The sequence below is a fragment of the Pseudomonas alkylphenolica genome (assembly GCF_004025535.1).
In the GTDB taxonomy this organism is placed as follows: Bacteria; Pseudomonadota; Gammaproteobacteria; order Pseudomonadales; family Pseudomonadaceae; genus Aquipseudomonas; species Aquipseudomonas alkylphenolica_A.
In genome coordinates this window covers 20,976-43,820 of sequence record NZ_QJRG01000042.1, presented here as the reverse complement: position 1 = coordinate 43,820, position 22,845 = coordinate 20,976, and the positions used below count along the sequence as shown (strand labels likewise).

Sequence of the window (22,845 nt, the reverse complement as noted above, 5' to 3'; positions counted from 1 at the left end):
TCGTGGAAAGGGTCCGCCACCGGCTGCCGCCAAGCAGAGAAGGGTGACGGACTACGCAAGGTTGGCGGACCGGTACGAAGGAACCCGGCACTTCCGAAGAAGTCCATGCGCAGCCCGCCATAAAGCATCATCGCGGGCACAAAAAAAGCGCCTACGATGGTGATCTGGGGCGCTTTGCGCCTTCGTGTCGGACCGCCAAGTCCGAGTCGCTGAATTTGCAGCGACCGGGGGAGGTTAACGGGGTTGGGGGGCGGATTCAAGCAGGCGATTGTCACCGGCCGCTTTCGACCCGAAGCTGACCTTGTTGAAGGGCAGCAAATGAGCAAAAGTGCTCATTTGATGTGACTACTGAGCTCAAGGTGATTCAAACTCATCTAAGCGTTTGTCTTGAGCTGATCGCCATATGGACAGCAGGCACTTCCCAAGGTACGGTTCAATTGCTATGGCAACCCGCCATCGTTAAGTGATGCCTAGAGGGATTTAGAGTGCACGTTAAATCGATCAAGCTGATCAACTTCAAAAAATTTCGCGACGATTTCCTAGAATTCAACGACGACGTCAACATTTTTGTCGGCGACAACAATGCTGGCAAAAGTACAATCCTAGAAGCGTTAGAAATTGTGCTCAACTTCAGCCATCGTGGACGGCCCTTCAATGGCGAGTTCTCCCCTGATCTTTTCAATCAAGATGCCGTCACTCGCTTTCTCGCTTCAGACTTGAGTATTGAGCACCTGCCTAGCCTGATAATCGAAGCCTACATTGACGGTGTGCCTGAATACCGAGGGTCGAACAACAGCCTCAAGGCTGACGCTCAGGGCGTAGTCGTACAAGCCTGTTTCGACCCATCGCTGGAGGCCGTTTACAATAGCCATTTGCTGACCAAGCCGAACTTTACCAGCATTCCGATTGAGTTCTATAAAGTGGAGTGGCTTGATTTCGGCTGGAACCCCATAAAACCGATCGCCAAGAAGTTCAAGGCACTTTACATCGATCCCACACGCATACACCCCACAATGGGGAAGAACCAGTACATTTCGAGCATCCTCAACACCGCATTGGCCAAGGACGAACTCGTCAAACTAACCCTCAATTATCGTGAAAACCTGCAGGTGTTTAACAACTCCGGAGAGGTGAAGACAATCAATGGTAACCTTGATGCGGGTCACCTTATCACCGATAGCAAACTCACAATTGCAGCAAGTACATTACCAGCAGGCTCCATCCAGACCGGCCTGCAGCTTGAGGTAGATGATGTGCCGTTTCACTTTATCGGCAAGGGCGAACAAAGCAACGTGCAGATCAAACTTGCCATTCAGAATAAGTCTCATGACATCGATCTAGTGATGATGGAAGAGCCCGAAAACCATCTGTCTCATACCAATCTGAACAAGCTGGTGCACTACATCGAAAACCAGCGAGGAGACAAGCAACTGTTCTTGACCACCCACAGTTCGTATGTGTTGAACAAGCTGAGTATCGACAAGATTTGCCTTGTGCAGTCAGGGTATAAAAGGCTGCATATGCTAGACACGAAAGTAGTAAAAACTCTCAAGCGTCTTCCTGGTTACGATACATTGCGGGTGGCACTGTCGGGCAAGGTAGTCCTAGTTGAGGGACCATCGGACGAACTGGTTCTCAAGAAAATCTACCAACGAAAACACAACCGGCTGCCTGAGCAGGATGGGATAGATATTATCGTTGTACGCGGTGTGGGGTTTAAGACGTTCATTGAAGTAGGCAAAGAAATCGGCACCAAGATCCATGTGCTCAGGGATAATGACGGCGACTATAATGGTAACATTGAACAAGGGCGGTTGGAATATGCTGCGTTTCCAAATATCCAGTTGTACTCATCGAAGAACGACGCCGAATTTTCGCTTGAGCCAGCCATGATTTATGCCAACGCAACTGACATCAAAACTCTTGACGCTTTCGCGAAGGAAGTCTTGTCGACGGAAACCTTTAATATCTACAACAAAGAGGTCACTCTGGAGGGTCGAAGAGAGAATCTGATCCATTGGTTTAAAAGCGTAAAGGGCAACGGAAAAGGCGCTAGAAAGGTCGATTCAGCAATAAAACTGTTCGATGGCACACTGGACTTCAAGTACCCGGTATTCCTGGATGAGGTGCTCGATTTTGCCTAACGAACTTTGGATCGCGGGCGCCGGGTCAGGTAAAACGCACAAGATCATCACTGAAGCCATTGAGGTAATTGAGGCTGGTGGGCGGGTGCTTGTAGTCACCTACACGACCAACAATCAGGCAGAATTACGCGCTCGCTTTGTTGAGCTATACGGTGCTAGCAGTGAGCGCTTTGTCGTAAAGGGGCTGTTCTCTTTTTACCTGGAAGATATGATACGTCCCTATCAGAGTGAGGTGTTTCCAGATCGGATCGCGACTATCTCGTTCACTGAGAACAACCCTCACTTGATAGCAGGCACGACCTACTACATTGATGGCAGGGCTGAAAAATTAGAAGACGGCACGATCAACCCGCTGCATTACCTGACATCCTGCAAAACTCAGGCGTACTCCGGATTGTTGGCAAAACTTGCGACGCTTATTGCGAAGTTATCCAAAGATGCATCTGCCAAGCGGCTGAAAGAGATTTATCAAAGGGTCTTTTTTGATGAGGTGCAGGATTTGGTCGGTTGGGACTACGACGTAATCAAATCGCTCAACAAGGTCATGGTGGACTCGATCTGCTGTGTGGGCGACTTTCGGCAGACAATATACACCACGACGTTCGGCCATAAGGCTCCGCAGACGCCCCAACAGAAGATCGAATATTTCGTTGGAAAAATGAGGTTCAAAAAGCATTCAATGCCGAAGAATCGCAGGTGCATCCAAGAAATCTGCGATCTCTCCGACACGATCCACCCGGGGCTCTATGACAAGACAATATCGGGTGTCGAGCAAGTGCCTGATGAAATATCGCATCACCATGGCACCTTCATAGTAAAGCAATCTCAGGTGAGCGATTACCTCTCAGCGTTTCAGCCCCAAGTACTGCGCTGGTCGTCAACCACCGGTACTGGATATCTACCGGGGAATCTTAGCTGTTACACATTCGGTTCCTGCAAAGGCTTAGGCTTTGACCGGGTGCTTGTGATACTGCCAGATAAACATCTAAAGTTTATTGGCGGGAATGTTAATGTATTCGACAAGGATAAAACGGATGAATCGCGGAACAAGCTATACGTCGCGATCACTCGTGCGCGCTATAGTCTAGCCATCCTCGTCGAGGACAAGAAGGTCAAAGGGCTCCCTTACCCTGTTTGGGATGGCGCGCGCGCAGCAGTGTTTGAGACGTGATGCGCAAAGCTGGCGACTTATAGATGTTAGCGCGCGCACGTTGTCCAAAGTGGTCTGTAAAAACGCTCTGAGGCTAAAATGCCATCATGGCTTAACCAGCTTCACTGTAGCGAAGTGTTGAATGCATTGATCGATACGCCCTAAAAGAGGGTTGAATCCGGAAAAATTTATTTTATGCTTGTTAGGAGCCACAACCTTGCTCGCAAAATACTCTTTGCCGTACTCAGTATCGCTATCAGTTTTATTTTGTTTATTAAATACTTTTCCTCCAAGTTTTGTGGCTCTGATTTTTTTTGTGAACAAATCTTCAATTGAGCTTTTATCACCCTTGCCTTTCAGTGGTGTAAGAACAATATAAAGGTTATGTGCAATATGTATGAACTCTGCATTCCGAAAGTCGGTCGCTGGTAAAGTAATAGGAAAGATTGTCGGGTTGTACCTTTTGCCTTTTAAAGCGCTCTCAATTTTACCAAACCCATCGTCATTGTCCAAAATAATAATAACGGGATGGGTCGGCACGGGCGCTTTGTAAAATTTAAAGTGCTCATCGTAATCTAATATGAACTCTTTTAGATATGGTGTGCCGCCGTAGAGCTCAAGGAGAAATCGCGTTCGGTTAGTATAATTGATAAAGTTAACAAGAAGTTCGTATGGATCGTTCCCGGACTTAGCCTTAGCCAGGCTTGGGAACGCAGCTGCACGTTTATTAATAGCAGCTTTCAGGTAGACATTGTCTGTCTTCCCCTCGCATACAATAGTGGGCTTGGTATTGCCATAAAAATGCTTATAGAAAAGAAACCTGCTGAATGTACGCTCTCTTCCATTAAGAAGTTTTCTGGTTTTCGATCCGTGTTTCGAGAGCTCATACTCCGGATTCAAGAGCGGCTTGCTTCGCTTCCGATTAAAGAAATCAATCTGGTCTATGAAGCTTAGCTTCCCCTCCAACACAAAAATATTACCAGCTTGTGGCGGATTTGAACTGTTTTCCAAAAAATTGCCAGTTTGAAATAGCGCGTGACACTGAGACTTAACAGTGCGCCAATATTCAGATTTTGTTCCGGCTTTTTTGTTAACGACTAATCCTGTTACATCTTGGCGAGAATCTTTGTATTGAATTCTGGTTTTTTTAGGGTTGACACTAAACCCGGCTCGCTTGATTTCTGCCGCGAGCCTACTTCCAATAATGTATCCAGATTCTCGGTCCGACATTAAATTATTTGGGAATTCTTTTTTTCGCGTTGAAAAGGTGATGTCATCAGCATATCTAGTATAAGTGCATGAGTTATCCCGTGCCAACGATGCGAGTCTAATGTCGAGCGAATGGGTTATCAGATTTGTTATAACTGGAGAGCACGGGCTTCCCTGGGGAAGTTTGTTGTCGTAGCACGCAATTTGAGCAATTACTGTCGCCACGGCCGGGTCAAGCTGAAAAGTCTTGTTTGATATGAAATAACCTCGAACTCTGCCAAAATTAAACTGATCAAAGAAATCCTTTAAGTCAATGTTTAAGACGTTTCTTTGGTTAAGATGCATTATTGCATTTGTTAAGATTGATCGGTCGCGCACAAAACCATGGGAAAGAGTCGACTTGAATTTTGGCCCCTTCGAAGTATTTATTTCCTGAATGCAATCTTGCAGTAAAGTGGCGAGTGCACTCTGAATCGACTTCAGCTCATCGGATGGAGCATAGATCGTACGTACCCCACCACTTTTTTTCGGGACGGTGAAACTCGTGTATTGAGTTGTTGGTTTTAGTCTGTAAAGAATATTTGTTAGAAACGATGCATCAATACCCATCAGCAATGCGAGGTCTGGCTTAGTCTTTGCTAGGCGCAAGGCACTGATCTTTTTCATTTGTTGACTTTTTTATAAAGGAAAGGGGCTTACGGGCACTCCTACGCACTGTGCCAGGACCGTCAAGAAGCGACAAGTCACCACAAGGGCAATCCTTTCGGACAATTTTTTCACTGATCGCGATGCGCGATCCAAAATCTGCCCGTAAGCCGAGCGCGAGATTAACAAACTGTGGATTGCGAAATCAATCTTTGAAAAAGGTCCTATTTAGCCTGATAACCAAGACTTTCACCGCCTTCCTGAGTCGACTCTAGGGATATAGCTGTAGGTCCGTTTCTGGCCGTTTGCTGCCAGTGGTGAAGGGCGGCTTTGGGTCGATAGCTGCCTGTCGTGATCGACAGCGTTTAGCCAAAAATCGATCCTCACCAAGGTGAGTCAGGTTCATTGTGAAACGCAAAATCACACTACCACCCCATCCTCTTCCCCATAACAACCGTCCGCTCCCCCCCATAAAACTCATTCCGCACCTCCGAAAACCCAAGCAACAAGTAAAACCCCACCGCAGTAATCGAAGACGGCACCCACAACCGCTCAACCCCACCCTCAACCGCCACCGCCTCAACCCGCGCCATCAACAACCGCCCAATACCTCCCCCCTGATACCCCGGTTCAACAAACACACTCCTCACCGTATCCCCATCCAACCCCGCCGTCCCGACAACACGCCCACCAACCACCGCCACAAACACCTGCCGCTGTTCCAGCAACCGAAGCACCGCCCCCGGCGAAAAGTTCTTCTCCACCGCCTCAATAACCTCCGCCGAATAATCCCGAGCATTCGATCCCCGCAACGCAGCAACAATTACCTCACTGATCGCCACCGCATCCACCTCCGTGGCCCCTCGAATCAAACACGCCATTCCTCTATCTCCTTCCATGTCCTTATCCGCCCCAAACCCACTCCACCATGGACAACCCCATCCCCCGGTCCTTATGCTCCCCCGACATCACATGAACAACAATTACAAATCCCATGGATACCGAATACCCCGCGAGCGCGTTCTGGCGGCGGCTGGCGCGCCCGCGCCGCAGCCTGGTGGCGCGTTACACATTGCTTTCCATCGTGGTGATGAGCGTAGCGCTTATCGCCCTGGCGGTGCTCTATGAGCAACTGGCCAAAGACCTGCTCAACCGCCTGACCGGCGAACGCCTCGACGCCCAGGCGCTGTCGACGGCGAACCGGTTGTCGTCGTTTCTCGACGACCGTTTCTACCAGCTCTCGGCACTGTCCAATCACCCGAGCATGCCGGATTTCATCGCCGACCAGGCGCACCCGGCCGGTGATGTGGATGCCTTGCTGAAGCTCGAAAGCGAGTTGCCGTTTCTGTACGGCGTGCTGTTTTTCGACGAGCACGAGCAACTGCTCAAGGTGATACCGGGGCAGGGTGCTTCAGGGGCGCCGTACTGGGGTCGCGAAGCGTGGTCGCTGAACGGGCTGGCCCGGCAGATGGTCGGCGATGTCGAGGTGATCGGGCCGATGCTGCCCCAGGCCGGGCGCTCGGGCTGGCTGCTGATTCGCAAGACGATTCGTAATGGCCGCCTCGATCACCGCGTGCGTATCGGCCTGCACCTGCGCCTGGCGTCACTGACCGAATTGCTGGTCAGCTCTGGCCTGAGCGGGGTGGTTACGCCGCTGCTGCGGGTGCCGGGCGGGGCGTATATCGATGCCACCGGGCGCCAGGTCGAGGCGCCGGGCGAGTGGCGCGACGGCCCGGTGATTCTGCCGGGCTGGCAGGTGGTGTTCAGTGTGCAGCCGGGGGCGGTGCTCAAGCCGCTGGACGACGCGCGCTGGTGGTTGTACCTGGCGGCGGTGGGGTTTATCGGGTTTATCCTGGTGGTGTTCTTTACGCTGTCGCGCCAGCTGCGCGCGCGGGTGGGCTCGCTGGTGGAAGGGGCGCATCAACTGTCGTCGGGCGACCTCGGCTATCGCCTGCCGGAGCAGGCTCATAACGACGAGATCGGCCGGGTGACGCGGGCGTTCAATGTAATGGCGGGGCGCCTGGCGGATGTGATGGAACGCACCGTGCGTGCGGAAAACCTCGCGGTGCTCGGCACCTTCGCCACGGGCGTGGCCCATGAGGTGCGCAACCCGCTGGCGACGATGAAAACCACCGTGCAGGCCCTGCTGCGCCGCGAGCAGGAAGCAGAACGGCGTCTGCTGTTGAGCGACCTCTGCCAGGAAATCGACCGCCTTTCTCACGTAACCAGTGACTTGCTCGAATACGGCCGGCCGCACCCGGCGGTGCCACAAGTGGTAGACCTTACGGCGCTGCTGGCGCGCACGGCGCGGCTGGTTGCGCCGGAGGCCGAGGCCAAGGGCGTCAGCGTTTCCAGCACCTGCAAACCGGGGCTGCAGCTGTGGGTCGACCCGGATCAGGCCCAGCAGATTCTCCTCAACCTGTGCCTGAATGCCGTGGAAGCCAGCGCGCCAGGCCAGTGCGTGGCCATCGATGGCCAGGCCTGGGGCGAGCGGGTGTGTGTGACCGTGGCCGATCAGGGCTGCGGCATTCCCGAGGCGGCACTGGCGCAGGTGCGTCAGCCGTTTTTCACCCTCAAGGCCCGCGGTACCGGCCTGGGCCTGAGCATCTGCCAACAACTGCTGGAAGCCAATGCCTCGCACATGGAACTGGCCAGCACCCCGGGCGCGGGAACGGTGGTCACCCTGGACTTCCCCACGCCCGCAGCGACTTATCTGAAGTGAGCGACCGATGTCTGAAATACGTGTACTGATCGTTGATGATGAAGAAGCGCTGGTGCGCTCACTGAGCTACGCCCTGCGTGGCGAAGGCATGCAGCCGCGCGCGGTCTACAGTGGTGAGGCGGCGCTGGCGCTGCTGGCCGACAGCAGCGTTGAGGTCGATATCGTGTTGCTCGACCTGGGCCTGCCGGGGATGGATGGCATCGCCACCCTCGAAGGCCTGCGCAACTGCCGGTCGAATCTGCCGGTGATCATGATCTCGGCCCACGGCGACACCCGCGCGGCGGTGCAGGCGGTGAAGGGTGGGGCCACGGACTACCTGACCAAACCGTTCGAGCTGGACGACCTGCTGGCGACCATTCACGGCACACTCACGGTGCCTGCCGCTGCGGCCACGGCCGTAGAAGAGCAGGGCGCCTTGCTCGGACAGAGCCCGGCCATGGGTAACCTCAAGGCTGCGGTGCAGCGCATCGCCAACAGTTCGGCCACGCGGATTTTGCTGCTGGGTGAATCCGGCACTGGCAAAACTTTGGTGGCCCAGGCGCTGCACGCTAACAGCTCCCGCGCTGCGCACCCGTTTATCGAGGTGAACTGCGCGGCGCTGCCGGAGCAACTGATCGAGGCCGAGCTGTTCGGTTCGGAAAAGGGCTCGTATACCGGCGCGCACCAGAAGCGTATCGGCCTGGTGACCCAGGCCAACCACGGCACGCTGTTCCTCGATGAAATCGGCGAGCTGCCGTTGGCCTTGCAGGCCAAGCTGCTGCACTTTCTCGAAAACGGCAGTTACCGCGCGGTGGGTGCCAGCCAGGCCAGCAGCGCCGATGTGCGCGTGGTGGCGGCGACCAACCGCGACCTGGCCGACGATGTGCGCCAGGGGCGTTTTCGTGAAGACCTGTTCTACCGCCTCAATGTCATCACCGTGGACATCCCGGCGCTGCGCGAGCGCGGCGACGACATCCTGCTGCTGGCCCGGCACTTTGCCGCGCACCAGGCCCGCGAGGAAAAGGTCGCGCCCATCAGCTTTGCCGCCGACAGCGCTGCGGCGCTGGTGCGCCACCGCTGGCCGGGCAATGTGCGTGAACTGAAAAACCTCATCGAGCGCCTGACCATCTTGCTGCCCGGGCAGGCCATCGGCAGCGCCCAGCTGCCTGCGCACCTGCAATCGGCCGAGCCCGCACCCACGTCGCTGTCGGCGCTGGACGACCGCCTGGAACGTGCCGAGCGTGAGCTGGTGACCGATGCCCTCAGCCGCAGCGCCGGCCACAAGGGGTTGGCGGCTGATTTGCTGGGGATTTCCCGGCATGCGCTCAAGCGCCGTTTGCAGCGCCTGGGCATCGAGCGCCAGGATGAGCGCTAACCGCTCAAGCGCTCGCGCGCGCTGAGCGCTAACCGCTCAACATTGCCCGCACCACGCCGCGTCGGCACCCGTCGCGGCGCCCCCTCCAGATCAATTTTCATCACGCAAAGCCTCGTTCCAGAGCGCTTTCGTGTTATCTCATGCAGCGTTCGCGCAAGGCTGGCACAGCCTTTGCGATAGCCCATTCCGCAAACCGACAAGAGGCGTCCACGAACGCCCCAAGGGATTTTATGCAACTGCCGTTTTCTCACCTGCCCACCGTTGTCGCTCTGAGCGCCTTGCTGCTGGCTCACGCCGGCAGTGCGCATGCCGGACGCGTCGAACTGGGCGCGGCGGCTTCGCAAGCCGAGCTGACCCTGGGTTGCCTGTACCCGATGACCGAGCGGGCAGCGATCTATGGCCAGGACAGCATCGCCGGTATCCAGGTCGCCTTGAGCGAGCTGCAGGCGCAACGTGAAGCCGGGCAGCAGGTGCCCCGCATGCGGGTGATCATCGACGACGACCAGTCCAAGGCCTCGTACGGCACCAGCCTGGCCCGCGCCTTCATTCGCAAGGACGGCGTGCAGGTGCTGTGCGGCATGGTCTCCTCCGGGGTGGCGATTGCTGTCAGCCAGCTGGCCCGCGAAGAGAAGGTGCTGATGATCGGCACCGACCATGCCTCGTCGCGCATGACCCTTGAGAACGGCCACCGTTACTACTTTCGCGTGACCAACGACACCTGGACTTCGATGGCCGCCGGGGCGCATTACCTCAAGGCCCTGCAGGCGAAAACCGGCTGGAAGCGCCTGGCCTTCATCGGCCCCGATTACGAATACGGCCATGTCTCGCGTGACGACCTGCACGAGGCGCTGCGCCAGCTGGGCGTGCAGTTCGACGACGTCACCGAACTGTGGCCGCGCCTGTACGAGCCGGACTACTCGGCGTACATCGCCGCACTTGAACAGGCCAAGCCCGACATCATCGTTTCGGCGCTGTGGGGCGGCGATTTTCATGCCTTCGTCAAGCAGGCCGCCGGCACCCGGCTGTTCGAGACGTCGCGGCTGGCCAACTTCGACACCGGCGGCAACTACGACTTTCTCGTCGCCCTCGGCGACAAGGCGCCGCCGGGCTTGATCCTCTCGGCCCGGCACCACAACAACTGGCCGCAAACGCCGCGCAACCAGTCGTTTGTCGAGCGCTTTCACACCCTCACCGGGCGCTACCCGACCTACGCCGCCGAAGGCGCCTACACCGGGGTGATGGTGCTGGCCAAGGCCAGCCAGAAGGCCGGTGGTGCCACCGACACCGAATCGCTGGTGAACGCCCTCGAAGGGCTGGAAATCGCCTTGCCGGAAGACCCGCCGGGCTTTGTCTCGCGCATCGATGCGCAAACCCACCAGATCCTGCAGACCCAGGCCGTGGGCACCCCGGTGCGCAACGACGACTACCCGCCGGCAAAAGTGATGCTCGGCGACTGGGCGGTGTATTCCGCCCAGGACCTGCTGCCCGACCCGGCCGTGCGCGCACGCCGCCAGGCCACCCAGATCCGTAATCCCGAGGGGCATGCCCCTTAGCTTCAGTAACCCGCAATGGAAATGACCATGAACAACTATAAGAAAAACGTCCCGCACTACCGCAAAGCACTGCCCCTGGCCCTGGCGATCGCCACGGCGGGGATGACTGCCAGCGTCACGGGCGCTGCTGTGGCCGCCGAGAACGGCAAGTTCCGCATCGGCGTGGTGACCTTCCTGTCCGGCCCGGCTGCCGGCCCGTTCGGTGAGCCTTCGGCCAACGCTGCCAAGGTGCTGGTAGACGGCCTCAACCAGGGCAAGCTGCCCGCGCCGTACGACAAGCTGGGCATCAATGGTGCCGAGATCGAGATGGTGATCATCGACGAGGCCGGCGGTGCCGCCAAGCAGGTGGAAGAGTTCCGCAACCTGGTGCAGCGCCAGAAGGTCGACGCCGTGGTCGGCTACATTTCTTCCGGCGACTGCCTGGCAATTGCGCCAGTGGCCGAAGAGCTCGGTGCAATGACCGTGTTCTACGATTGCGGCACCTCGCAACTGTTCAGCGAAGACAAGACCCCGCAGTACGTATTCCGTACCAGCCTGGATGCGGCCGTCGACAACATCGGTGCTGCCCGTTACCTGGCCAAGACCCGCCCGGACGCCGTGCGCGTCGGCGGCATTCAGCAGAACTACGCCTGGGGCCAGGACAGCTGGAGCGACTTCACCCTGTCGATGGCGCAGATCATGCCGAAAAGCGAAGTGGTCGAATCGCAGATGCCGAAGGTCTTCCAGGGCCAGTACGGCGCTGAAATCTCGGCGCTGTCGGTGAAGCGCCCGGACATCATCCACTCCAGCTTCTGGGGTGGCGACATGGAGGCCCTGGTGCTGCAGGCCAACTCCCGCGGCCTGCTCGAAGACGCGACCGCGGTGCTGACCTGCGGCGAGTCGGCGCTGGCCCGCTACAAGGACCAGGCCCCCAACGGCATGATCATCGGCGGCCGTGGCCCGTTCGGTGCCTTCGCCCCCGAGAACCCCCTGAACAACTGGTTCACCCAGGCCTACCAGTCGGCCTACAACGCCGCGCCGACCTACCCGGCAAGCAAGATGGCCCAGGCCATTCTCGGCCTGAAGTTCGCGGCTGAAAACGCCAAGGCCGAAGCCGGCAAGATCCCGGCCCCGCTGGAAATGGCCAAGGCGCTCAAGGGCGCGAGCTTCGAGTCGGTGTCCGGCACCGTGCAGATGGCCCGTGCTGGCGGCCACCAGGCCATGCAAGGCATCGCCTATGGTGAGTACCACTACGACGCGGCGAGCAAGAAGGGCGGCGTGCAGAACGTCATCGCCTTCTCCGGCGAGTGCGTGACCCCGCCTGACGGCACCAGCGCCCACGACTGGATCAAGGCCGGCTTCCCTGGCGCGCAGTGCAACTGATCACGTTGCACACCTGACTGACCGTGGCGGCCGCTGCCGGCCGCCACTCTTGCCAAGGTAGAACCTTATGCTGAGTGTTTACGCGGTGCTGATCGACGGCGCCATCTATGCCTCGTGGCTGTTTCTGGTCGCGGCCGGGCTTACCGTCATTTACGGCGTCATGCGCATTCTGAACATGGCCCATGGCAGTTTCTACGCCATCGGTGCCTATGCCGCCGCCTCGCTGGTGGGCTGGTATTTCAACAACGGGGTAGGGCCGGTGTGGGTCGGCTACCTGATGATGCTCGGCTGTGCGCTGGCCGCCGGGTTGATTGTCGGCCTGCTGATCGAGCGCGGCCTGCTGCGTTTCATGTACGGCCGCGACGAGGTGTTGATGGTGATCATCACCTACGCCTTGCTGCTGATCCTCGAAGACGCCATGAAGATGATCTGGGGCGTCAACCCGTACTTTGCCTACCAGCCTTACGCCGAAATGGGCCGCAGTGTGCTGGCCGGGCTCAAGGTCTCCAATTATGACCTGATGCTGGTGGGCGTCTCGCTGGTGCTCGGCCTGAGCCTGTGGCTGTGGCTGGAACGCACGAATCAAGGAAAGGTCCTGCGTGCAGTGATCCACGACCGCGAAGTGGCCCAGGCCATGGGCGTCAACGTGCGCCGGGTGTTCACCCTGGTGTTCGTGCTCGGCACGGTGCTCGGCACCCTGGCGGGTGCATTGACTGCTCCGGCCATTTCGGTCGCGCCCGGTATCGGTGTGGAAATCATCGTGCTGGCGTTTGCCGTGGTGGTGATCGGCGGCATGGGCAGCATTGAAGGGGCCGCACTCGGCGCCTTGCTGGTGGGCCTGAGCCGCGCCGCTGCCGTGCACTACGCACCGCAATTCGAACTCTTTGTGATCTATGGCGTGATGGCGCTGGTCCTCGCGGTGCGTCCGCAGGGGCTGTTCGGCCGCGTGCTTGCGAGGAAAATCTGATGCGCCTGGATAAAACCGAACTGATTCTGCTCGGCGTCGCCGCCGTGCTCGCCGCCAGCGGCCTGATCGCGCCGCAGTGGCTGGTGTTCCTGCTGACCATGGCGCTGGCCAAGTCGATGGTGGTGCAAGGCGTGGTGATGCAGATGCGCGCCGGCCTGGTGACCTTTGGCCAGGGCCTGTACTTCTGCATCGGTGGCTACGCCGTGGGCATGAGCGGGCACTTCCTGAACATCAGCGACCTGCCGACCCTGCTGCTGATCGGCGTGGTGGCCGCGGTGGCACTGGCGATGCTCCTCGGCCTGCTGATGACCCGCTACCGCGAAATCTTCTTCGCCATGCTGTCGCTGGCGTTCTCGATGATCCTCTACGGCATGCTGGTGAAAAGCCCGGCGCTGGGCAGCACCGACGGCTTCAACGTCAAGGCCTGGACCCTGTTCGGCTGGAGCCCGGCTGCCGGCCAGGCGCCGCTGGCACTGTTCGTCATCATCGTCGCGGTGTCGGCGGTGCTGGCGGTGTTGTTGCACCGCTATGGCCGCAGCAGCGCCGGGGCGATGTGCGAGGCCATCCGCGAAAACGAGGTGCGCGTCGAATACCTCGGCCAGTCGCCACGCTGGGTGCTGTACATGAACTACGTTGCAGCGGCCGGCGTATCGGCGCTGGGCGGCGGCTTCATGGCCCTGGCCGCCGGCCACATCGACCCGGAAATGGCCTACTGGATCACCTCCGGCGAGTTCGTCTTCATCGCCTTGCTCGGCGGCACCGCCCATGTGGCTGCACCGATCATCGCCGCCGTTCTGTTCGCCGTGGTGCGTACCTACGCCATCGAACTGGTACCGCACAGCTGGCAGATGATTCTGGGCATCACCTTGCTCGCCATCATCGTCTTTCTACCCAAGGGCCTGTGGAGCCTGTTCAGTGGCCAGGCCCGCGCGGCCAAGGCAGTGGAGGCCAAGGCATGAGCTGCATTCTCGAAACCCGTGGGCTGTACAAAGAGTTTGGCGCGGTCACCGCGGCCAAAGACGTCAACGTGCGCATCAGCAAGGGCGAAGTGGTGGGGGTGATCGGCTCCAACGGCGCCGGCAAAACCACCTTCATCAACATGGTCACCGGCTATCTCAAGCCCAGCCGTGGCGAGATCCTGTTCAACGGCCAGTCGATCATCGGCCGCACGCCGCGGGCGATCACCCGCGCCGGCATGGCCCGTTCGTTCCAGGTTGCCCAGCTGTTCCCCGAGCTGACCGTGCTCGACAACCTGCTGATTGCCCTGGCGGCGGCCGAATCGCCGTTTCCGTCGTTGCTGCGACCGCTGCGCAATGACGGGCGCATCGCCCGTGCCGAGGCGATTCTCAGCGAGTTCAGCATCCTCACCTGGCGCGACAGCAAGGTGACGGCCGTGCCGCAAGGTGTGCGCAAGCTGATCGACATCGCCATGGCGCTGATCGGCGACCCGCAGATGCTCCTGCTCGACGAGCCCACCAGTGGCGTCAGCGCCGAGGAAAAAACCCAGCTGATGGACACCGTGATGCAGGTGGTGTCGCGCCATCAGGTGACGGTGCTGTTCGTTGAGCACGACATGGACGTGGTGCGTCGCTACGTCTCGCGGATTCTCGCGTTCTACAGCGGTGAAGTGCTGGCCGACGGCCCGCCGCAAACGGTGTTGGCCAACGCCCGGGTCCAGGAACTGGTCACCGGCGGTCAGCGCGCACACAAGGGGGCAACCGCATGAGCCTGGAAATTCGCAACCTCAACGTGGCCATCGAGTCAGTGCCGATCCTGCACAACGTGTCGCTGGATGTCGGTGCCGGGCAGATGGTCGGCCTGATCGGCCATAACGGTGCTGGCAAAACCACCCTGATCCGCACCCTGATGGGCCTGCTGGATGCCACCTCCGGCTCTATCCGTTTTGCCGGCAGCGACCTGTGCGCCCAACCGGGCCACCAGCGCGCGGCAGCGGGCATCAGCTACCTGCCGGAAGACCGCCGGTTGATCCCGGCACTGACGGTCGAGGAGAACATCCTGCTGCCGGTGTGGGCCAACAAGCTGCCGGGCAGCGCCGAGCGCCTGGAGTGGGTGTACAGCCTGATCCCGGAAATCGCCCAGTTCCGCGATCGCCGCGCCATGCAGCTGTCGGGTGGCCAGCAGAAGCTGGTGGCCCTGGCCCGCGCGCTGATGCCGGGCAACCGCCTGCTGATCCTCGACGAGCCGTTCGAGGGCGTGGCGCCGGTGCTGTCGCGCCGCCTCACCGAAGTGATCGCCCAGCTCGGACAGGAAGGACTGTGCGTGCTGATCTCCGAATCCGATGACACCCATTCCGCTGACCTGGTCGATGCCTTGTACCGCATCGAACGCGGCAGCGTACGCGCAGGATAAGCCGCCATGTCGACCTTTACCTTTGAAACCACCCCCCGTGTGATCTGTGAAGTCGATGGCGCCTTGCGCCTCGGCAGCCTGTGCCGCGAACTTGGCGCCGAGCGCGTGCTGCTGGTCAGCGACCCGGGCCTGCAACGCGCCGGCCTGCTGGAGGCGCCGATGCAGGCGTTGCGCGAGGCCGGTGTTGAAGTAACCCTGTACAGCGACGTGCAGGCCGACCCGCCCGAGGCCTCGGTGCTTGAAGCGGTAGCGGCGGGGCACGCCTGCCGCGCCCAGGCGGTGATCGGCCTGGGCGGCGGCAGCTCGCTGGACACCGCCAAGCTGGTGGCGTTGTTGTGCGGCCATGACCAGGCGCTGACCGACATCTACGGCATCAACCTGGCCAAGGGCCCGCGCCTGCCGCTGATCCAGGTGCCGACCACGGCCGGTACCGGCTCGGAAGTCACCGCCGTGGCCATCGTCACCACCCCCAGCCACGAGAAGAAGGGCGTGGTCAGCCCCTTGCTGTACCCGGACATCGCCTTGCTCGATGCGCGCCTGACCGTTGGCCTGCCGGCAGCGGTGAGCGCCATGACCGGTGTCGATGCCATGGTCCATGCCATCGAGGCCTACACCAGCAAGCACAAGAAGAACGTGCTGTCCGACGGCCTGGCCTTGCAGGCCCTGCGCCTGCTGGGTGGCAACCTGGACCGCGTGCTCGCCGAGCCCGGCGACCTGCAGGCGCGTTCGGACATGCTGCTGGGGTCGATGCTGGCCGGCATGGCCTTTGCCAATGCGCCGGTGGCGGCGGTGCACGCGCTGGCCTATCCGCTGGGCGGGCATTTCCATGTGCCCCATGGCCTGAGCAATGCGCTGGTGCTGGTACCGGTGCTGAACTTCAACCGCAGTGCAGCGGAGCCGTTGTACGCGGAACTGGCGGCCACCGTGCTGCCCGGCCAGCGCTTCGACAGCCCGGCGCAGGCCTGCGATGCCTTTATCGCCTTCATGACCGCGCTGGTTGAGCGCATGCCGTTCGCCCAGACCCTGACGCAAGTGGGTGTGACCGAAGCCGACCTCGACCGCCTCAGCGATGACGCGATGAAAGTCGAGCGCCTGCTGATCAACAACCCGCGCCCGGTGACCTGGGCAGATGCCCGCGCCATTTACGCCTCGGTGCTGTGAGGAGAGCGACATGAATCATGAATTCAGAAGTGTGCCGCGTATCGTCTGCGAGGCCGGAGCCTTGCAGGGTATCGGCAAGGTGTTTGCCGGGCTGGCGGTGCGCCGTGTGCTGGTGGTGTGCGATCCGGGCATCGTCAAGCTCGGCTTCGCCGCCAAGGCTTGTGCGGCGCTGGAAGCGGCGGGTTGCAGCGTGGCGGTGTTTGATGAAGTCGTAGCCGACCCGCCGGCAGCGGTGGTCGAGCAGGCGGTTGCCCAGGGCCGTGCGTTCGAGGCCGATGGCGTGCTGGGCCTGGGCGGTGGCAGCTCGCTGGATGCGGCCAAGCTGGTGGCGTTGCTGATCAACAGCGAACAGCCGCTGGAAGACCTGTACGGCACCGACAAGGCGCAAGGCAAGCGCCTGCCCCTGGTGCTGATGCCGACCACGGCAGGCACTGGCTCGGAGGTCACCTGGGTCTCGGTGATCACCGACGCCCAGCAGCGCAAACAGGCGGTGTATTCGGCGCAACTGATGCCGGATGTGGCGGTGCTCGACCCGGAGCTGACCCTTGGCCTGCCCCCCGTGGTTACCGCCGCGACCGGCCTGGATGCCATGGTTCACGCCATCGAGGCCTACACCAGCCGCACGCGCAAGAACCCCATCTCCGACGGCCTTGCCACCACAGCGCTGCGCTTGCTGGGCGGCAACCTGCGCAAGGTGCTGGCCGACGGTAGCGACGTGGCGGCGCGCTCGGCCATGCTGCAGGGCTCGCTGATGGCCGGCATGGCCTTCGTCAACGCCTCGGTGGCGGCGATTCATGGCCTGGCGTACCCGTTGGGCGCACGCTTTCACATCCCCCACGGCCACGCCAATGCCTTGGTGATGGCGCCGATGATCCGCTTCAACCTGCCGGCGGCGCAGCAGCAGTACGCCGAACTGGCGGCGCACCTGTTGCCGGAAGCGGTGTTCGAAGACGAAGCCAGCGCCGCGCAGGCCTTCGTGCAGGCTATCGAAGCGCTGGTAGCCGACAGCGGGCTGGAAACACGGCTGTCCCGGCTGGGCATCGATGAAGCCGCCATTCCAGCAATGGCGGCGGACGTGGTCACCGGGCTCAAACGCCTGATCGACAGCAACCCCAGGGACATGACCGAAGCCGAGGTGGAGGGCATCTATCGCGGCATTTACTGAGCGTGCCCGGATCGCGCTGAAGTTATGCTTCAGCGCTCTATCTCCTGTGAAAAAAAGGAATAGCGACAGCCTTGATTGTCGTCGGCCAGCCACTAGCCTCGACAACAGCCTTCGCACCATTCCCTACAACACAGGAGAGCGCTCATGAGCGAGCGAAGCACTGCGGTGATGCTGCGCTTTGATCCGGCGCTGGCATCGCTGCGCGATGGCCTTTCGGTTGCCCTGCAGATCGGCAACACACTCTGGGTGGCCAACGATGAAACCACCCACCTCGAACGCCTGACCGTCCACAACGATGCGCCAGGCGGCAAGGTGACGTGCGATGAACACCAGTCGTTCGCGCTCGGCAAGTACCTGGACCTGCCCCTTGAGGAAGCAGACGCCGAGATCGACATCGAGGGGCTGGCCTATGACCAGGACAGTGGCTACCTCTGGGTGGTGGGCTCGCATAGCCTCAAACGCAGGAAGGCCGAGGCCGACAAGTCTGCGCAAAAGAACATCAAGCGGCTCTCGACAGTGGTGGTGGACGGCAACCGCTTTCTTCTGGCACGGGTTCCGGTGGTGTCTAAAAACGACAACTATAGCCTCGCTACCGAGGTGGAGGCCGATGGGCGAACGGCGGCGCAGCTTAACGGCGACGAGTTCGGCAACGACCTGACTGCGGAAATTGGCAAAGACGAGCAGTTACGCGACTTTTTGCGCATTCCGGGTAAAGACAACGGTTTTGATATCGAAGGCCTGGCGGTAATCGGCTCGCGGTTGTTGCTGGGGCTGCGGGGGCCGGTGCTGCGTGGCTGGAGCGTGCTGCTGGAGGTTGAGCCCGAACTTGATCGCGGGTCCACTGACACGCTGGTGCTCAAGCAGATCGGCCTGCATGGACGGCACTACCGCAAACACTTCTTCGACCTGCATGGCCTGGGTGTACGGGACCTGTGCTGGCGTGGCGACGACCTGCTGATCCTGGCGGGCCCGACCATGGACCTGGACGGGCCGGTCACGGTGTTCCGCTGGCAAGGAGGCTTCGATTCCGACGAGGAAAGCGTGGTCTTTGCCGATCAACTGGAAACGGTGCTGGAAGTGCCGTTCGGCCAGGGTGATGACCATGCCGAGGGCATGTGCCTGTTCGATGCCGGCGGGCAGGGCGGGGAGGCGTTGCTGGTCGTCTATGACTCGGCGGCAGAGCGTCGTAAACACGGTGAGGCAGGGGTGGAAGCGGACCTATTTGTTCTGGATTAGCCAAGCCGCCAGACCTCCTGCGACAGCTAGCCAGACGAGCACAACGGCCACGGCGGCAAGTCTGTTCACGGGGCGTTGTGCCCGGCTGGCTTCCCAGGCGCGGGCTTTCTGCCGGCTGTCTTCGAGTACCTGCGTGGGCATCAGGTGGAGGGCGAGCAGGATGCCCAGCGGCAGGAGGATCAGGTCGTCCAGGTAGCCAAGCACCGGAATGAAGTCGGGTATCAGGTCGATCGGGCTGAGTGCATAGGCCACGATAATGATCGCGACCCATTTGGGTAACCAGGGTGTTTGCGGATGCCGATAGCAGAACCAGAGCACCATGATGTTCCGCTTGAGTGCACTGGCCCAGCTACGTAGACGATCAATCAAGCGTTTCATGCTGTAGTGCCTTGGTTGGCTGTGCTTTCTTCGTGGGTAAACCCGCTCCCACAGGGTCAGTTGCAAACCCTGTGGGTGCGGGTTTACCCGCGAACACGGGCGAAGCCCGTGCCATGCACCCCTCAGATTGGCTGGTTCACCCGGCTCACTACTTCATCGTGATCGCCCACGTGATAAAGCCTGCAATGCCCGTGGTGCAGGTCAGGGCCGTCAGAAAAAGGCCATCGATCAGTTTTTCCAGCAGGTGATTGCGGTTCAACTGTCGGGTACGCAAGGCCCAGTACGATAGTAGTGTTGTGATCAGGTACAAAATGGCGTTGACCGCAAGAAGGTCATCACCCAGAGAGTCCTCACTTCTCAGCGTACTGACCACCTGAAAAATCCCGATAACCGTGATGCACACACCCACCATCGCAGCGGAGGCGGTAAAAATGTGAACACACACGTCTTCATTCAAACTGACAGGAGAGTCTGTTTCGTTCATGGCATTGTCCCTCGCAAGGGGGTGTACTGCGCAGAACAGGCATCCTGGCCCCGGAAATGAACGGGCTTCAGATTGAACGCTGGTTCACCCGGCTCATCAGCTGTTCGGCGGTTTCCTTGCGTTCCGAGTAACGGTCCACCAGAAACGCCTGGCGGTCACGCAGCAGAATAGTGAACTTCACCAGTTCTTCCATCACATCCACCACCCGGTCGTAGAACGGCGAGGGCTTCATGCGCCCGGCTTCGTCGAACTCCATATAGGCTTTGGGCACCGAGGACTGGTTGGGGATGGTGAACATGCGCATCCAGCGGCCCAGTACCCGCAGCTGGTTGACCACGTTGAACGATTGCGAGCCCCCGCACACCTGCATCACCGCCAGCGTCTTGCCCTGGGTCGGGCGAATGGCACCGAGTGCAAGGGGGATCCAGTCGATCTGTGCCTTGAATACCGCCGACATCGCACCGTGGCGTTCCGGCGAGCACCACACCTGGCCCTCCGACCACAGCACCAGATCGCGCAGTTCCTGCACCTTGGGATGCTCTACCGGTACATCGTCGGGCAGCGGCAAGCCGGAAGGGTCGAAGACGCGTGTTTCGGCACCAAAGTGTTCGAGCAGGCGCGCGGCTTCTTCAACCAGCAGACGGCTGAACGAGCGTTCGCGAGTCGACCCGTACAGCAACAGGATGCGTGGCTTGTGATCGCCTGGGCGAGGGGAGACCTGCGCGTCTTCGAACAGCGAAAGGTCGAGGTTGGGGAGTTGTTCGGACATGTGTCCTCCTACTTAAAGAGCGCCGATTCGATCCAGCTCGCGTTGCAGTTCATCGCGGCTGAGGCGGTTGAAGGGTAGGGCGAGGAAGGCTGCGCAGCGTCGCTCGATGCACGTCAGGGTGGTGCGGAACGCTGCGTCCACTGCCGCCTCGTCACCCACCACGTCGGAAGGATCTTCCAGGCCCCAATGGGCTTTCAGCGCCGGGCCGAAATACACCGGGCAGCTTTCGCCGGCCGCCTTGTCGCAGACGGTAATGACGATGTCCGGGGGATTGTTTTCGAAGGCGTCGTTGCCTTTGCTGCTCAGGCCCTCGATGGCGATGCCGGCCTGTTGCAGGGTGGTCAGGCTGCGCGGCAGCACCTGCCCTTTGGGAAAACTGCCGGCGCTCACCGCCTCGAAGCCCTGGGGGGCCAGGTGGTTGAACAAGGCTTCGCTAAGGATGCTGCGACAGCTGTTGGCGGTGCACATGAACAGGACACGCATGAAATGCTCCTTCCGCGTTGGCGGACATCAAAGGCTCAAGCGCAGTGCCAGCGCCGAGAGGGTGATCAACAGAACCGGAAGGGTCAGCAGGATGCCGACCTTGAAGTAGTAACCCCAGGTAATGAGCACCCCCTTGCGCTGCAGCACATGCAGCCACAGCAGGGTGGCAAGGCTGCCAATGGGGGTGATCTTGGGGCCGAGGTCGCAGCCGATGACGTTGGCGTAGATCATCGCCTCACGCACCAGGCCCTCGGCGCCGCTGGCTTGAATCGACAGTGCGCCGATCAGCACGCTGGGCATGTTGTTCATCACCGATGACAGCAGCGCAGACAGCAGGCCGGTGCCGATGGCGGCGCTCCACAGGCCATGCTCTGCCAGGCGGTCGAGCACCTGGGTGAGTGCATCGGTAAGCCCTGCGTTCTTCAGGCCATACACCACCAGGTACATCCCGAGGGAAAACACCACCACCTGCCAAGGGGCTTCGCGCAACACCCGGCGCGTGGAAATCCGGTGGCCTTTGGCAGCCACCGCAAACAGGATCGCCGCGCACACGGCCGCGACCGCGCTGATGGGAATGCCCAAGGGTTCCAGGGCAAACAGACCAACCAGCAGCACAACCAGTGTCCACCAGCCAACGATGAACGTGGCGCGATCGCGAATCACCGATTCAGGTGCCGGCAACGCATCGACGGCATAGCGTTGCGGCAGGTCCCGGCGAAAATACAGGAACAGCACCAGCAAGGTGGCGGCGACGCTGGCCAGGTTCACCGGCACCATCACCGAGGCGTACTCGGCAAAACCCAGGCCGAAGTAATCGGCGGACACGATGTTGACCAGATTGGACACCACCAGCGGCAGGCTGGCGGTGTCGGCGATGAAGCCGGCGGCCATGACGAACGCCAGGGTCGCGGCAGGCGAGAAACGCAGGGCCAGGAGCATGGACATGACAATGGGCGTAAGGATCAAGGCCGCACCGTCGTTGGCAAACAGGGCAGATACCGCGGCCCCGAGCAGTATGCAGAAGGCGAACAGGCGATAGCCGCTGCCATTGGCCCAGCGTGCCACGTGCAGGGCGGCCCATTCAAAGAAACCCGCCTCATCCAGCAACAGGCTGATGACGATGACGGCGATAAACGTGGCGGTGGCGTTCCAGACGATGGCCCACACCGTGGGGATGTCGTGCAACGACACCGCGCCCACGGCCAGGGCGATGACCGCGCCGATCGTGGCGCTCCAGCCAACGCCGAGGCCTTTCGGTTGCCAGATGACCAGCACGAGGGTGAATACGAAGACTGCAACTGCGACCAGCATTTGAACGCTCACTTGTTCTGGACGGTTAACAGCAGGCGGCGTCACGCACAGGGCGTCCGTCCATGCTCTGCAGGCGGGCGGCGTTGTGGTGCAGCCAGTCGGCGTTGGCCTGGAGCGTGGTCTGCAGGATGTCGTGCACCCAGGTCGGCAGGTCGGGGTTGAGGCGGTAATACACCCACTGGCCCTGACGACGATCCAGCAACAAGCCGTTGCTACGCAGTTGGGCGAGGTGACGGCTGATCTTCGGCTGACTGTCGTCGAGGGCGCACATCAGCTCACAGACACACAGCTCGCCCTGGTCGGCGATGAGCAGCGTGGCGCGGGCACGGGTCTCGTCGGCCAGGCTTTTGAAAACCTCGGGTGGTGTGATCATGCTGGGCAC

General features: G+C 60.2%; 21 protein-coding genes. 13 read left to right on the top strand and 8 right to left on the bottom strand.

What is annotated here, in order from left to right:
- Positions 1–485 precede the first annotated feature (485 nt).
- Positions 486–2,144, top strand: a complete 1,659-nt coding sequence (locus DM813_RS11430; RefSeq protein ID WP_128323509.1) for an ATP-dependent nuclease — start codon at positions 486–488, stop codon at positions 2,142–2,144.
- Positions 2,137–3,315 (top strand): UvrD-helicase domain-containing protein, encoded by a 1,179-nt coding sequence (locus DM813_RS11425; protein WP_128323508.1) that lies wholly within the window; start codon positions 2,137–2,139, stop codon positions 3,313–3,315. Before DM813_RS11430 ends, DM813_RS11425 begins: the two co-directional genes overlap by 8 nt.
- Before the next feature lie 84 nt (positions 3,316–3,399).
- Here DM813_RS11425 and DM813_RS11420 read toward each other — a convergent pair whose 3' ends face one another.
- Complete coding sequence (locus DM813_RS11420) at positions 3,400–5,169, bottom strand: retron Ec67 family RNA-directed DNA polymerase/endonuclease (protein ID WP_128323507.1); 1,770 nt, start codon at positions 5,167–5,169, stop codon at positions 3,400–3,402.
- A 404-nt stretch (positions 5,170–5,573) separates the two neighbouring features.
- Entirely contained in the window at positions 5,574–6,029 is a 456-nt protein-coding gene (locus DM813_RS11415) for a GNAT family N-acetyltransferase (protein WP_128323506.1), read from the bottom strand.
- Between the two features lie 113 nt (positions 6,030–6,142).
- On the opposite strand from DM813_RS11415, the gene DM813_RS11410 reads away from it, so the two are divergent.
- The 11 genes from DM813_RS11410 (at position 6,143) to DM813_RS11360 (ending at position 19,038) form a co-directional block, all read left to right on the top strand.
- On the top strand, positions 6,143–7,870 hold the full coding sequence (locus DM813_RS11410) for a HAMP domain-containing sensor histidine kinase (RefSeq protein ID WP_128323505.1): 1,728 nt from the start codon (positions 6,143–6,145) through the stop codon (positions 7,868–7,870).
- Positions 7,871–7,877: 7 nt separating this feature from the next.
- Positions 7,878–9,224, top strand: a complete 1,347-nt coding sequence (locus DM813_RS11405) for a sigma-54-dependent transcriptional regulator (protein ID WP_128323504.1) — start codon at positions 7,878–7,880, stop codon at positions 9,222–9,224.
- Between the two features lie 230 nt (positions 9,225–9,454).
- The gene (locus DM813_RS11400) at positions 9,455–10,777 is read left to right on the top strand and encodes an ABC transporter substrate-binding protein (protein ID WP_128323503.1); all 1,323 of its coding nucleotides are present in this window, start codon (positions 9,455–9,457) and stop codon (positions 10,775–10,777) included.
- A 27-nt stretch (positions 10,778–10,804) separates the two neighbouring features.
- Complete coding sequence (locus tag DM813_RS11395) at positions 10,805–12,139, top strand: ABC transporter substrate-binding protein (RefSeq protein WP_128323502.1); 1,335 nt, start codon at positions 10,805–10,807, stop codon at positions 12,137–12,139.
- Positions 12,140–12,206: 67 nt separating this feature from the next.
- Positions 12,207–13,106 carry a branched-chain amino acid ABC transporter permease gene (locus tag DM813_RS11390; protein ID WP_128323501.1) on the top strand — a complete coding sequence of 300 codons (900 nt, stop codon included), beginning with the start codon at positions 12,207–12,209 and terminating at the stop codon, positions 13,104–13,106.
- Positions 13,106–14,065 carry a branched-chain amino acid ABC transporter permease gene (locus DM813_RS11385; protein WP_128323500.1) on the top strand — a complete coding sequence of 320 codons (960 nt, stop codon included), beginning with the start codon at positions 13,106–13,108 and terminating at the stop codon, positions 14,063–14,065. Before DM813_RS11390 ends, DM813_RS11385 begins: the two co-directional genes overlap by 1 nt.
- Positions 14,062–14,832: an ABC transporter ATP-binding protein gene (locus DM813_RS11380; RefSeq protein WP_128323499.1), complete on the top strand. Its 771-nt coding sequence runs from the start codon at positions 14,062–14,064 to the stop codon at positions 14,830–14,832. The genes DM813_RS11385 and DM813_RS11380 overlap by 4 nt, the downstream gene beginning before the upstream one ends.
- A complete protein-coding gene (locus DM813_RS11375) occupies positions 14,829–15,476 on the top strand; it encodes an ATP-binding cassette domain-containing protein (protein WP_128323498.1) in 648 nt (215 codons plus the stop codon). Before DM813_RS11380 ends, DM813_RS11375 begins: the two co-directional genes overlap by 4 nt.
- A 6-nt stretch (positions 15,477–15,482) precedes the next feature.
- Complete coding sequence (locus DM813_RS11370; RefSeq protein ID WP_128323497.1) at positions 15,483–16,637, top strand: iron-containing alcohol dehydrogenase; 1,155 nt, start codon at positions 15,483–15,485, stop codon at positions 16,635–16,637.
- A gap of 10 nt (positions 16,638–16,647) precedes the next feature.
- Positions 16,648–17,802, top strand: coding sequence for an iron-containing alcohol dehydrogenase (locus DM813_RS11365; protein WP_128323496.1), 1,155 nt, complete (start codon positions 16,648–16,650; stop codon positions 17,800–17,802).
- A gap of 144 nt (positions 17,803–17,946) precedes the next feature.
- Positions 17,947–19,038, top strand: a complete 1,092-nt coding sequence (locus tag DM813_RS11360) for a DUF3616 domain-containing protein (RefSeq protein ID WP_128323495.1) — start codon at positions 17,947–17,949, stop codon at positions 19,036–19,038.
- Here the strand turns inward: DM813_RS11360 and DM813_RS11355 are convergent.
- The 6 genes from DM813_RS11355 to DM813_RS11330 all read right to left on the bottom strand — a co-directional run bounded on the left by DM813_RS11355 (position 19,021) and on the right by DM813_RS11330 (position 22,836).
- Entirely contained in the window at positions 19,021–19,416 is a 396-nt protein-coding gene (locus tag DM813_RS11355) for a YkvA family protein (RefSeq protein ID WP_128323494.1), read from the bottom strand. The genes DM813_RS11360 and DM813_RS11355 overlap by 18 nt on opposite strands.
- Before the next feature lie 148 nt (positions 19,417–19,564).
- Positions 19,565–19,900, bottom strand: a complete 336-nt coding sequence (locus DM813_RS11350; RefSeq protein ID WP_128323493.1) for a hypothetical protein — start codon at positions 19,898–19,900, stop codon at positions 19,565–19,567.
- Between the two features lie 67 nt (positions 19,901–19,967).
- A complete protein-coding gene (arsH, locus tag DM813_RS11345) occupies positions 19,968–20,669 on the bottom strand; it encodes an arsenical resistance protein ArsH (protein ID WP_128323492.1) in 702 nt (233 codons plus the stop codon).
- Positions 20,670–20,681: 12 nt separating this feature from the next.
- Positions 20,682–21,152 carry an arsenate reductase ArsC gene (locus DM813_RS11340; RefSeq protein WP_128323491.1) on the bottom strand — a complete coding sequence of 157 codons (471 nt, stop codon included), beginning with the start codon at positions 21,150–21,152 and terminating at the stop codon, positions 20,682–20,684.
- 27 nt (positions 21,153–21,179) lie between these two features.
- Positions 21,180–22,463 (bottom strand): arsenic transporter, encoded by a 1,284-nt coding sequence (locus DM813_RS11335; protein ID WP_128323490.1) that lies wholly within the window; start codon positions 22,461–22,463, stop codon positions 21,180–21,182.
- Positions 22,464–22,488: 25 nt separating this feature from the next.
- Positions 22,489–22,836, bottom strand: a complete 348-nt coding sequence (locus DM813_RS11330) for a metalloregulator ArsR/SmtB family transcription factor (protein WP_128323489.1) — start codon at positions 22,834–22,836, stop codon at positions 22,489–22,491.
- Positions 22,837–22,845 lie beyond the last annotated feature (9 nt).